The 12,569-nt window shown below is 38.1% G+C and carries 13 protein-coding genes and 1 other RNA gene; 5 read left to right on the top strand and 9 right to left on the bottom strand.

All coding sequences use genetic code 11. The annotated features are described in order from the left end of the window. Window positions 1-277: 277 nt before the first annotated feature. The 4 genes from DS737_RS07155 to DS737_RS07140 form a co-directional block, all read right to left on the bottom strand. Window positions 278-631 (bottom strand): hypothetical protein, encoded by a 354-nt coding sequence (locus DS737_RS07155; RefSeq protein WP_004639410.1) that lies wholly within the window; start codon window positions 629-631, stop codon window positions 278-280. A 110-nt stretch (window positions 632-741) separates the two neighbouring features. Beyond that, the gene (locus tag DS737_RS07150; RefSeq protein WP_113997192.1) at window positions 742-1,530 is read right to left on the bottom strand and encodes a glutathione S-transferase N-terminal domain-containing protein; all 789 of its coding nucleotides are present in this window, start codon (window positions 1,528-1,530) and stop codon (window positions 742-744) included. Window positions 1,531-1,542: 12 nt separating this feature from the next. Continuing rightward, window positions 1,543-2,055 carry a ribonuclease E activity regulator RraA gene (rraA, locus tag DS737_RS07145; RefSeq protein WP_113997191.1) on the bottom strand — a complete coding sequence of 171 codons (513 nt, stop codon included), beginning with the start codon at window positions 2,053-2,055 and terminating at the stop codon, window positions 1,543-1,545. Window positions 2,056-2,067: 12 nt separating this feature from the next. Further along, window positions 2,068-2,733 carry a Rossmann-fold NAD(P)-binding domain-containing protein gene (locus DS737_RS07140; RefSeq protein ID WP_113997190.1) on the bottom strand — a complete coding sequence of 222 codons (666 nt, stop codon included), beginning with the start codon at window positions 2,731-2,733 and terminating at the stop codon, window positions 2,068-2,070. A 213-nt stretch (window positions 2,734-2,946) separates the two neighbouring features. Between DS737_RS07140 and rpsT the strand changes: the two genes are divergently transcribed. Then, entirely contained in the window at window positions 2,947-3,213 is a 267-nt protein-coding gene (gene rpsT, locus DS737_RS07135; protein WP_004639414.1) for a 30S ribosomal protein S20, read from the top strand. Window positions 3,214-3,305: 92 nt separating this feature from the next. On the opposite strand, the gene DS737_RS07130 is transcribed toward rpsT, so the two are convergent. The 4 genes from DS737_RS07130 to DS737_RS07115 all read right to left on the bottom strand — a co-directional run bounded on the left by DS737_RS07130 (window position 3,306) and on the right by DS737_RS07115 (window position 9,247). Beyond that, window positions 3,306-4,580 (bottom strand): hypothetical protein, encoded by a 1,275-nt coding sequence (locus DS737_RS07130; RefSeq protein ID WP_113997189.1) that lies wholly within the window; start codon window positions 4,578-4,580, stop codon window positions 3,306-3,308. Between the two features lie 163 nt (window positions 4,581-4,743). After that, window positions 4,744-7,434: a M66 family metalloprotease gene (locus DS737_RS07125; protein WP_113997188.1), complete on the bottom strand. Its 2,691-nt coding sequence runs from the start codon at window positions 7,432-7,434 to the stop codon at window positions 4,744-4,746. A 167-nt stretch (window positions 7,435-7,601) separates the two neighbouring features. Beyond that, a complete protein-coding gene (locus DS737_RS07120; RefSeq protein WP_004639417.1) occupies window positions 7,602-8,336 on the bottom strand; it encodes a histidine phosphatase family protein in 735 nt (244 codons plus the stop codon). A 53-nt stretch (window positions 8,337-8,389) separates the two neighbouring features. Beyond that, complete coding sequence (locus tag DS737_RS07115) at window positions 8,390-9,247, bottom strand: 3'(2'),5'-bisphosphate nucleotidase CysQ family protein (protein ID WP_113997187.1); 858 nt, start codon at window positions 9,245-9,247, stop codon at window positions 8,390-8,392. An 11-nt stretch (window positions 9,248-9,258) separates the two neighbouring features. Here DS737_RS07115 and DS737_RS07110 point away from each other — a divergent pair, with 11 nt between their 5' ends. The 4 genes from DS737_RS07110 to DS737_RS07095 all read left to right on the top strand — a co-directional run bounded on the left by DS737_RS07110 (window position 9,259) and on the right by DS737_RS07095 (window position 12,181). Then, window positions 9,259-9,960 carry an HAD-IA family hydrolase gene (locus tag DS737_RS07110; protein ID WP_113997186.1) on the top strand — a complete coding sequence of 234 codons (702 nt, stop codon included), beginning with the start codon at window positions 9,259-9,261 and terminating at the stop codon, window positions 9,958-9,960. Beyond that, the gene (locus DS737_RS07105; protein ID WP_004639420.1) at window positions 9,944-10,372 is read left to right on the top strand and encodes an RNA-binding S4 domain-containing protein; all 429 of its coding nucleotides are present in this window, start codon (window positions 9,944-9,946) and stop codon (window positions 10,370-10,372) included. The genes DS737_RS07110 and DS737_RS07105 overlap by 17 nt, the downstream gene beginning before the upstream one ends. Window positions 10,373-10,543: 171 nt before the next feature. After that, window positions 10,544-11,587 carry a recombinase RecA gene (recA, locus tag DS737_RS07100; RefSeq protein WP_004639421.1) on the top strand — a complete coding sequence of 348 codons (1,044 nt, stop codon included), beginning with the start codon at window positions 10,544-10,546 and terminating at the stop codon, window positions 11,585-11,587. A gap of 111 nt (window positions 11,588-11,698) precedes the next feature. After that, complete coding sequence (locus DS737_RS07095) at window positions 11,699-12,181, top strand: regulatory protein RecX (RefSeq protein ID WP_005082704.1); 483 nt, start codon at window positions 11,699-11,701, stop codon at window positions 12,179-12,181. Window positions 12,182-12,191: 10 nt separating this feature from the next. Here DS737_RS07095 and ffs read toward each other — a convergent pair. Next, window positions 12,192-12,288: signal recognition particle sRNA small type (gene ffs / locus DS737_RS07090), an RNA gene on the bottom strand. Window positions 12,289-12,569: the final 281 nt, after the last annotated feature.

The raw sequence follows: 12,569 nt of genomic DNA, 5'->3' as shown, positions 1-12,569 counted from the left end.
GCTCTTAATTTCAATTTTATTTTCTACCTAACGTTTTGTATTTTTGTTCCTTCTATCTTAGTAAGTAAAACGTATCATCAAGCACAAAATGGATATTAAAACATGTGGTTATTCATCATAAATATCTTCCTATTTTTGGGGCTATGTTTTGTTCTACTCCATTTCTTAGCTGGTGAAGAACAACATTTATCTATTATTATATTTTTGGCTATTTGTCTTTGGGGAGTAAGTTTCTTTGTTTCCGCTTTACATCTAGCTAATAAAATTCATTCTTAGGTTATTTAGCTCTTTTAAACTTCACGTAATAATCATTCAAAATTTTGATCATTTGTTTCAACTCTTTGAGATTTTCTTCTGTATTCCCCAAGCGTTCAACAAAACGTTGCGAATGAATTTCTAAATCAATTTTTTCATTTATCTGTGGGCTGATTTCAAACAACTTTGCCAAATCATCAAAGTGATCTAATTTTCGATTTGAAAAATACTCAAGGCGAAAACCCAATTCATTCAGTTTTACACCATTTAATATAGTGCCATGTTCCGTATCAAAGGCTAAAGCATGCTCTTTCAAAAACAATTGTTCTGGTGTTTCTTTTGAGCTTTTGAATAAACTAGATAACTGACTTAACATGAGTTGTTCACATCACAATATTTACTAAAGTATTTAAGCTGCAAAACAATCATGAATGCAACAACCAAATGATACAAAAAAGCACCTTCTTAAAGGTGCTTTTTCAAAGCTTATTGTCCGTACTGTTTCTTTAGATATTCAACAATTTTAGCTGATTCAAACATTTTCACACCCGTGTTCGGATCAACCAAATATGGAACCTGAATATCACGCCCCATGATTTCAACAGTCTTTTCACGCTTACCATTTGGCAATGGAATATATTTTCCTGGTTTTAACCGCAAAACCGCAGGTCCCATATCTTGCCAGCGCTCTTTCGGTACATTATGTAAAACATAAGGCAATTCTAATTCACACAATACTTCACGAACCAAACGTGTATATGGACTCGCCTCAAAGCTCCACAGCTCTAAAAGCTGTTCTGGCGCTGGACGATGAGTAATTTTCTTATTAATCCAAACACCGCGAGCTGCATTTGCAACAGTAGCCAAAGTCGAAACATACGGTAATTTAGGATAATGACTATATTTTTTTGGAGTTTGTCCCGTTTTTCCATAATGCTTAAATAAGTGATGAATGATCTCTTGTGACTCATATAACTGATCAACTGTATTCTCATCAATTAAAAATGGAAACTGCTTTTTCCCGCCTTTTTGTTTTACGATTTGGCGGTATTTTTCACCACCTTTGGGACACGGATAGATTTCAACATCTAAATTTAGGAGTGTAATCACTTCACGTACACGTCTGCAAAATGGCGAACCTTCAAATTCATATAGCTTGATTGGTTTTTCAGGCTGTTGGGGAAATGGTGTTCCTGATACACCACGCCCACCTTCGATAAGTGTTGCAGCTACTGATTGTAAAACTTTAAATTGATGGCTCACCATTTTAAGCATACTTTTATCCTTTTAGCAGTCGACTAATTTTTCTTTGGCAATCACAATTCCATTGTTATCTGCATAGATATAATCACCAGAATTGATTGTTACACCACCAAAATACAGCGTACTGTCAACCTCACCAATGCCTTTACGATTACTTTTTTGAGGGATTGCTGCCAATGCATGAACACCCAAATCAAGTTCTGCTAATGCATCTACATCGCGCACACAACCATAAATCACCACACCATTCCACTTATTCTTTACGGCAGACTCAGCGATCATATCTCCCATCAACGCACAACGCATTGAAGCCCCTCCATCTACAACAAGCACTTTACCAGCACCTTCTGTTGCCAGCAGCTCTTTCACTCTAGAGTTATCTTCAAAGCATTTAACCGTAACAACTTCACCACCAAAACTTTTACGTGCTCCATAACTTTTAAAGAATTTACCATCTAAGGAAGGAATCACCACTTGTAAGTTCTTTTCAGGATTATCATCTAACAAATCGCACGTTACAAAAGGTACAGTTGTCATTTAAGCTCTCCATTATTGGGTTTGTTGTATCGCTAAATTATCATACAGTTTAAATGCAGCGGACTGTGTTTGTGCTGCAACCACCATAGTATGCGCCAATTGTTCGGCTGTGACAGGCTTAAATTTAAACGGCTTCGTCCATTTTTTTTCGATCAATTTAAAGGCTGTCTGTGCCATATCTTCTAACAATCGTACATCACTACGTTTTCCGATCAAAAGTGAAGGTTGAAATATCGAAAGCTTAAAAATTGACAGACTTTTTAAATAATCTTCTAATTCACCTTTGACTTTATTATAAAAAACAGGTGAATTTGCGTTCGCACCTAAGGCACTTACAATCAAAAAATGAATATTTTTATCTTGAATTAAATCTGCAAAATGCGCATTGATCTCATAGTCAATTGCATAAAAAGCCTCTTTAGATCCTGCCTTTTTGATCGTGCTCCCCAAACAACTAAATGCGTGCGTATATGTATTCACATCTTCATCATTCAACAACAAGAAATCATCAATCACTAGTTGATTAACTTTACTATAACTATCTAATGTATCTAATTTTTTCCTTACAACAACCGTTATAGTTTCAAAACTATCTGACTGCTGCAACTCACTGACCAATGCCTGACCAACCAAGCCAGTTGCGCCAATAACAATTGCTTTTTTATCTGCTTTGCTCATTTATAGTTCTTCCGATTGATCATTGAGATTAATGTAACGTTTTCTTTTAAGATTATCACCTGTTAAATGCACTTAAAAACATGACAAGACTTGACTTCACGGCATAGTTTCCTCAAAATATGGCACTTGTTTACGGGCTGGTGAATGTTGCTAATATTGTATTGGTTTTAACTTCAGCCCGCCCAGACCAACTTATTTTCAAGGAGTGCACGAGTGGCAAACTCTGCTCAAGCTAAAAAACGTGCTCGTCAAAACGTTAAAGCACGTAAACACAACGCAAGCTTGCGTTCTATGGTTCGTACTTACATCAAGCGTACAGTAAACGCGATCGCTGCTGGTGATTATGCTGTTGCTTCAGAAGCTTATAAAACAGCTGTTCCTGTAATCGACCGTATGGCTGATAAAGGCATCATCCACAAAAACAAAGCTGCTCGTCACAAGAGCCGCTTAAATGCTCAAATTAAAGCATTAGCTAACTAATTTGCTGCATATAAAAAAGTCCGAATTATCGGACTTTTTTATTGTTTTAATTTTAGTAAAAATAGCTGATTAAGTGCCTAAGCTTAAATTTATTATCCTCGAACATAAGGTTTTAAAGCAGTCCCCTCACTTTCTACAATTTTCATTAACTTTTGACAAAAACTATAACTCTCTTCCAATAGACCTAGATCATGTGCGCGCGCATTACTTCGTGTAAATTGTTCCCTGTATTCTTCATAACGTTCAATTAGATATTCCTCATCCAAGCTCAATGCAAACATCATTAGCTCAAAACGAAAATCCATATCAATCATCAAACCAGCAGGCATATCACCATATGCCCAAGCCTGTAATGCATCTAACTTACCTTGGCCCAAATGGAAAAAAATAAAATTAATATACGCATCTAAATTTTTAAGAAAATCCTGAATATCCGAAACAGTATCCCAACGTCCAATCAAAGAAAAACATAAATCTGAGCGCCCTTTATCTTCTGAATAATGATAAATATCCATAGAGCGTAAACGAAAGATCAAGCGTTCAGATAACTGTTCCTGCAAATACTGCGAAATAAAACGATCTGTAAAATCCATAGCAAACGATAGCATTGGACTGACCGTTAGCTTTCTAAGCACCATTTTTAATTGATAAAAAACACCAATCTGTTTTTGTGTTAATAAAAAACAACGATACCCTGTATCCAATGCTAATTCAGGTCGCCCAATATTACCCCAATTAGAAATGTAATCATGCGCGATATTAAAAACATCGAGTTTTAGATCTTTAGTGTATGTCTGCTGCTCAAACCACTGACACATGAATTGTTCAGCAGCAGCCATATTATGCGGGATTTGAAAATCAGGCATTTGCCAAGCTGCAACTGTCTCTGTTTGTTCAAGTTTTAGACTTTGCACATCTAATGGTTCTAATAAATAAGGTTGTAGCATATGCTCTACAGCATTTTCAGGTGACTGCAATTCACCAATTGCCCAAATATTAAAATTAGGCTCATAAAACCCTACACCAGTTTCATGTACTGCCTCATAAAAAACACGATATATCGCATCGTTTTGAGTCGTATCCAACATAAACCCATCGATCGGCATAATCGCACATAAGTTCTCGGAAAATTGTTGCTGAACATGATCCAACCATTGTTGAACTTGTACTGAAAAAAAACATTGATATTGGGGATCACTAATCTTATCAGCAACATAATCCAACCATCTGAGCAATGTTTTGCCATGACTCGGCGTATGGCAATATTGTTGATGCAATTCAAATGCCACTTGATAAGAATCATCTTCTGCAGGAACTTTACCCGTAAATATTTCAGGTTCCCACAAATAAATCGTGTTTGATGACATGTTTTTATCCAGTTATGTGTCTAATTTATCTTTTTTATTGATACATAATGACGAATTTTTTGTTTTTTTAAAAGTAATTTTTTAATTTTCTAAGCAGAGTCTATTCATACTTAAATAGACCCTGCTTGCAACTATGATTCATCCTAAGATGGATAAAAAACTTCTATTTTTTTAATCCATCTTTTCTTAACAACGGTTCCGCTAACACTAAATTTTTTGCAGTTAACTCTGCAAGTATTAAGCTATTGTTGACCAATGGAATCGTCCACTTTTGATTGCTACCTCCCGTACAAGCATAGCGAATCAGACGTGCTCGATTATTGGTCAAATAACCACCTTCCAAATCGAAACATTGGTTGGATTGCTTAATGGCCTGTGCAGCAGGATCAACTGTCCAAATCTGATTTGCTAAATTACCGCATGGCAATAAATTAACAACATTACCCGCACTAGTAGTTAAACATTGGCCTATATATTTCTTATTATGAATTTTGCCATTGGCATCATAGATCCATTTTTCAGAATCATCCCCTGAACAGCCAGCTGCACCACTTATATAAGTATTTAAGACGCCACTTTCTAATTGCTCAGCTTTAAGGCAATGGGTTCTATTCATCAATGGAGTCGCAGAACTGAGTTCTAAATCATTGGTTAAGCCAAGTTTCTCAACAAATCCATTGAAGGCCTGTACAGCCTCAGGTTCAGTCTTATGCAAATCTGAAGAATAAACATTCATCCAGCGATTCAAGCGATACATTTTTTCTTGCTGATGATTATAACGAAGCATTTCCTTCTGAGCATCAGCAGACAATTGCCCTATAAATGATTGATAGGTTTCTAGCAATAACTTTGACTCAGCCGAAAGCGTCATCACCACTCGACCTTTATTGGCAAGCAAAGCCTGTTCAAGCCGTGGTAACTCAATTGCCCTAAGCGCCGAATAACCAGCTTGTTTGCCAATTTCCACATACGGATCTGATACTACCTCATATGCGGGTATTGTAATACTTGATAGTAGTGTTGCATCTTCATTTGCTTTTCTACAATACAAATTCGCAGTTTGAGGTGCATCAGCTTGTGCAAGATTAATGTGGAATTTATTTGCATTACTTCCAGCATTTACGCGCTGTGGCGCTAAAGCTATATTCTGAGAACTTTTAGGAAATTGAATATTAAGCCAACAATTTGCCGACTTAGCATTTGTATCAACTTGAGATAAGTTAAATACATTTCCCCAATTACCTTTAGCCGCAGGATAAATCAATCCGACCTGATTGACCGGATCATACCCCCCTAAGATCGTATAAACAGGAACACCAAACAACCGTGGTTTCAAATAGTTCCCATCCTTGCTGTTATACCAAACATTTTTCGAAGAAGGCACTTTGGGCTGTGATACTTCCATTTGTCGAGTTATCGTATTCCATTTTTTATAACCTGTTGGAGAAGACTCATCCCAAACATGACGATCAAAAGCAGGTTGAATCTTTGAATAGGTACTATAACCAGTATAGTGCGTATATTTTGAGATACTGCTTGCACTACCACCACCTGACATTGCATCCCAACCATAAGCATATTGATTCAAGAAGTTAGGTACACCATTTTTACCATCAGATAATTTAGTCGACGTCCAATTTAAATTACCACGCATCTTATTTCGAAAAGCAATATATCCCCAACCACTATCCGCATGATGCGCTGCCCAAAACATATTGTCTCCTACAGAACCCGGATAATGCCCCAAGCCATAGTGATGTCCAATTTCATGACTAAATTCGTTACCAATCGAATCAATCAAAGTCAGCATACCGTTTCCGCCACTCAAACCGTGTGTGACATCACCATTGCTATATTTACCACGAGCATGGTGAGCAACAACGCTTTGCGTAAGTTGTGGTTGTTCTTGGCTTGCCATGGATGCACTGGTAATCCCCCAGTTAGCGAGATTAATACCAACACCAAAAGTAGATTTTGCTGTATTTTCACGCATATCACCACTATACACGTCACCCGTAGTGTCGCTAGCTGCATCGTAAATAACGCCACTAGCAACCATTACTTTATCTAGCTTTAAATCATCATACTTCGCGACCACCATACGTGCAGCTGGAATCGTTTGAAAATAGTCCGTCCCCGCTTTTGCAGGTTCTAATAACATATAGTGACCTGTTGATTTAGGTGGCTCAGTGAGCAATCCCAGTCGAATGTTATGAAGCACCAATTCGCCAGGTACAGCAAAATCAATATTTTCTGCTGGCAAATCACCAACACGATTATTCGTAGGATCTATAATTCGGATGTTTAAACCTGCTCGAATTTCATCCCAGTTTAATGCTGCACTCCATGCTCGTTTTGAATAGCTTACCTTTGGGCGGCCATCGGCGTTAGATTGATCTGATGCTGGAATTCGTGTCGGCTCAATTAAATCTATCGTTCTTAAACGTTTCTGACCATCATAAATCTCTGCTTGTAAAGCTTGAATGTCACCCATATCAGCCAGAGGCGTAACCAATAAAAGAGCATCTTTTTCAGCCGTAAGTCTCGGCATCCAATCTTTTTCATTATTTTTTGGATTCACCACATGACTTTGTGCAAATTGCACCATCGCCATGAAATCTCCATTTAAATCATTTCTTAATACGCGTGTTTGTTCAGATTTATCATAATCGTAGAACCCAATAATAGAATCATCGACCACATCTTTCGTTGGTTCAGGGTATTTATTTATAACAGGAGGTATGGTGGTATTTTCACTTTTATTTTTGTCACCTGCGTCCCCTCCACCTCCACCACAGGCAAATAAAGTAGCAGGCAGCAGACAAACAGCTAAATACTTTAGGCGTAATTGCATCACATTTCCCCAAATATAAACACGATAACTTATCGTTAAAAACAAATTATGTGATTCAGTTAATTTATAAAAATCATATAGTTATAACAATATAACCTAAAACAAACCACAGGGGAAATTTAATAAAAACTAAGGAAAACTAATTTCTAAAATGATAGTTTTATTGATTATGAAGGATCATGAAAATGCTTAATCAGCAACTCTTCTCTCTGACCACGCCAAATCCATTTAAGTTTGCTATTTGCGAAATCTTCCCCCTCAAACCACACGAATAAACCTTCCATCATATCTGGCCAATCCGCTTGCTCAATTTGATTCTTGCCTGAGATTACTGCAATAATCGCTGCAAGTATGGTGTCATGACTGACGGCTAAACTTAAACCATGCTGATGTGTAGGATGAGTGTGATATAGCAACTCCAACACGTCAAAAACACCTGTGATTGGATGCTTCATGCCAGGCAAGGCGTTATTCACAAAGCTATTGATAAAACCTAATGCCCCTTGTTTACGAAAATAAGGAGCTGCTTGCTGTATATCAAGCACAAAACTACCTGGTTCGACTAATAAACGCTGCTCAACGATCTCTATCGTATGAGTATTTACTAACTTATGAACTACATCTGCCCCTTCGATCATCAAAGCAGCTGTATCCACGCATCGTTGAATAGGACTTGAGATGCAATGTTGAATCGCTCGATCCGTATTCTTAATTAAATATTGCCCCCAAGCATAGGCAAGTTCACGCCCTTGTTCAGTCAATTGCAAATCGTAGCCAGCCAAACCCTTCCCATTCACCAATTCACGCAAAGAATGACGCGTAAATAGCGTTACAGGAGTCGAAGCTTCTGGAAGTAAATCAATCGCTTCAAACATGCTTTTGGGTAATAAGTGCAAGGCCATATTCAATCGTTTAAATGAGAACTTAACTCACTATACCATGAGCAGCATAACACTCAATCTAAAATACCTGACAGGCGCAATGCATCATAAGCAATTGTTTTATAGTCTTGATCTCTAAATGCAATGAAGCCATTGTTTAATACTGTTTCACGCTGATTGTATTGAAATGGTTTTCCTTCTAATGTCATCAAACCACCTCCAATACTTTCCAAAAATGCTTGTCCTGAACTGGTATCCCATTCTGAGGTTGGATGAAATCGTGGATATATATCAATCTCACCTTCAAGCATCATACAAAATTTATAGGCACTGCCAGCTTCACGTCGCGTAACTTCTCGGTGCTGTAAAATCGGTTCAATAAATTTTTTATATTTAGGGTTTTTGCTATTGTGACTCAAACCTATTTGTACGGGTGTCGTTAATGAATGTGATTCCACCTGATACTGAAACCATTCTTGTCTACTAAAACTATACTTATAGGGTAATTGTGATCGATAGCCGATATACATGACTTGTTCACATGGCACTGCAATAATAGCAAATGTCGTTTCATGGTTTTCAATCAAACTTAAATTGATCGTAAACTCATCACGTTCATGAATAAACTCTTTTGTCCCATCCAGTGGATCAAGCATCCAACAGCGTTCCCAGTCTTTACGTGCTGAGTAATCGCTTTCTTCTGATAATACTGGCAAATCAGGCGTTAGTTCGGCAAGTTTCTTGATTATAAAACGATTTACCTTTAAATCAGCTTGTGTCACTGGTGAATCATCTATTTTTTCCTGAATATTAAACTCACCACCCGCACAATAATTTTGATATTCTTCCAGTAATATTTGACTAGCCTGCGCCATAACCGGGACAAGTTGCAAAATAAAGTTGTCTTGTGGGGCAAGCGTTTTAACAAACATAGATTAACCTTATGTCATATTCAGATTTACAACAGCCAATCATCATGTTTGACATGGATGGCACATTACTTGATTTAGCTTTTGATGATTTTATCTGGAACGATTGTTTGCCTGAACGACATGCGCAAGTCCATCAATGTAGTCTGGCACAAAGTCAACAAACACTATTTCAATTTTACCAACAGCATAAGCATACACTATCTTGGTATTCTTCGGCGTACTGGACGACCAAAGTTGGTGTCGACACGTTGCAACTACAGTATGAACATCAAGAAAAAATTAAAGCACGTTCTGGTTGCCATGAGTTATTAGAACAGCTCAATGCTCAAGGCTATCGTTGTTGGCTTTTAACCAATGCAGATCAAGCTGGTTTACAACTGAAACTTGAAAATGTAGCACTCAGCCCTTATTTTGAAGTGATGATCAGTAGTGAAGAATTGGGTTTTGCAAAAGAAGATGTCCATTTCTGGAAAGCCCTACAACAGCGACACGCATTTGATCCAGTAAATGCCGTCTTTGTTGATGATACAGTTGCTGTATTAAGAGGTGCTGAGAAATATGGAATCACAAAGTTATATAGCATTTTACAACCTTCGAGCAGTAAACCCACTCGCATCGCGACAGAACTAGAATATCTTGCTCTCGATCATCTCACAGAACTCCTTGATTATCTTGAACCCGACACACAGGTAACAGATGCCAAAACAGCATGAAGCAGAAAGCATGGATGCCATGCGAATTGATAAATGGCTTTGGGCAGCACGTTTTTTTAAAACACGCTCTATCGCCAAAGCAGCTATCGAAGGTGGTAAGGTACATCACAATAATGAACGCGTAAAAGTTTCTCGCGATGTACGTATTGGCATGCAGCTTACCATCCAGCAAGGTTTTGATAAAAAAACCGTAGTAGTCAAAGCACTTTCGTCCGTTCGTGGTGGAGCCCCAATCGCACAACAGCTTTATGAAGAAACAACTGAAAGTATTGAGCGCCGAGAGTTGCATGCATCACAGCGAAAGCTGCATAATCTAGCGCGACCAGATCACCGACCAAGTAAAAAAGATCGTCGTGATATCAATCGTTTTAAACATGAAAATGCTCAGTCATGGTCTTATCATGATGAATAAGATGAGATTGAGATTTTCTCAATTTGGGCGCGTCATTTTGTGTCGTACCGACATAGATCAGATGTGGAATTAATAACGAGAATCTGCCACTATACCCAAGTCCCAACAAGTTGAGATTCAGTACATCCACTTGGGTTAGTCGTTAAGAATATAAAGTTTTGAGGTTTTGAGATGGATGATAATAAAAGTAAAGCGTTACAAGCCGCTTTAAGCCAAATTGAAAAACAATTTGGTAAAAACACAGTGATGCGCTTAGGTGATAATACCGTACAAGCAGTTGAAGCTGTATCAACGGGTTCTCTAACACTTGATATTGCGCTTGGTATTGGTGGTTTACCCAAAGGGCGTATCATCGAAATCTATGGACCAGAATCTTCTGGTAAAACCACAATGACTTTGCAAGCCATTGCTCAATGCCAAAAAACTGGTGGTACATGTGCATTTATCGATGCAGAGCATGCCTTAGACCCTGAATATGCACGTAAATTAGGCGTAGATATTGACAACTTGTTGGTTTCACAACCTGACAACGGTGAACAAGCATTAGAGATTGCGGATATGCTGGTTCGTTCTGGCGCAATTGATCTTATCGTTGTCGACTCCGTTGCAGCCCTCACCCCTAAAGCGGAAATTGAAGGCGAAATGGGCGATTCACATATGGGCTTACAAGCACGTCTGATGAGTCAGGCATTGCGTAAAATCACTGGTAATGCGAAGCGCTCAAACTGTATGGTGATCTTCATTAACCAAATCCGTATGAAGATTGGCGTTATGTTTGGTAGCCCTGAAACAACGACTGGTGGTAATGCACTTAAATTCTATGCATCTGTACGCTTAGACATCCGCCGTATCGGTGCAGTGAAAGAAGGTGATGAAATCACCGGTAATGAAACTCGCGTTAAAGTTGTTAAAAATAAAATGGCACCGCCTTTCAAAGAAGCAGTGTTCCAGATCATGTATGGTAAAGGTACAAATCAACTAGGTGAACTGGTTGATCTTGCAGTTCAACAAGATATCGTTCAAAAAGCAGGTGCTTGGTACTCTTATCAAGGCAATAAAATCGGTCAAGGTAAGAATAATGTCATCCGCCATTTTGAAGAAAACCCACAAATGGCACAAGAAATTGAAAAGCTTATTCGTGAACAGCTTCTAACAAAGAACAGCAACGAAGCCGCAGCAGTGGAAGAAGATGAGCTAGATCTTCTAGAAAGCTAAACTAGACGCCCTTCGGGGCGTTTTCTTTTCGTCTATCATTTAAACCCAAGGTAATCTGCCTCAGAATAAATCACGAATAGCCGTAAATAAATCACCATTGAATTAATAACCATGTTTAGCACGACAAAAAATGACAAACCGAAAACACTCACAGGTCAAAGACTCAGGTCATATGCCTTTGCATTATTGACACGTCGAGATTACTCACAAGCAGAATTAACCGAAAAGCTAAATCAATATGCAATTGATCCAAATGAAGTTGCAATTTTAGTAACAGAGCTAGCAGAAAAAAATTATCAGAGTGATCAACGTGTTGCAGCTTTAACCCTATCAAGCCAAATTCGTAAAGGAAAAGGCTTACAACGTATTAAACAAGCACTTAAGGCGAAACAGCTAGATGCAGAATTAATAGCAGAAGAACTTGAAGAAGTGGATTGGCTAGATCAAGCCTACCAACTTAAAGTAAAAAAATTTGGTGAAGACGTTACAAAAGACCCAAAACTCAAAGCAAAACAAATTCGATTTTTACAATATCGCGGTTTTGATATGGGGGTAATTTTAAAAGCAATTGCTCGAACGAGCGAAGAAGAATAATTGGTGGCAACCCTACTAGCAAGATTTCGGCACATCATAGTTCTACTACCGTTGCTACCTTCCGGTCCTGGCGGGGTTCATAGAGTACAATTGCGAAGCTACCAGCAGGGCTACCATTGCCTGACAAAGTATAGAGATTTTTACTTGAGTTGCAAGACTTGTCTCTGTTTTTCAGTGAGTTTTCCGTTCAACTGCCTAATTACTCAACAATAAGTTAAAGCTTTCATTTAGTAAGCTTTAATAATGTACAAAGATTAAACAACAACCAAGCAATTCTCTTCAAAAGTGCTTGAAGATTGTAAATGCTTATTGCATTTAAATGAGTTGCTGTTTTAATGACTAAATCAAAATGCATATTTGCTGTGTGCTAGTCTGTAAAAAAGTGGAG

The organism is Acinetobacter haemolyticus (assembly GCF_003323815.1).
In the GTDB taxonomy this organism is placed as follows: domain Bacteria; phylum Pseudomonadota; class Gammaproteobacteria; order Pseudomonadales; family Moraxellaceae; genus Acinetobacter; species Acinetobacter haemolyticus.
Note: the sequence above shows the minus strand (reverse complement) of the source record. Positions and strands in the feature narration are given on the sequence as shown.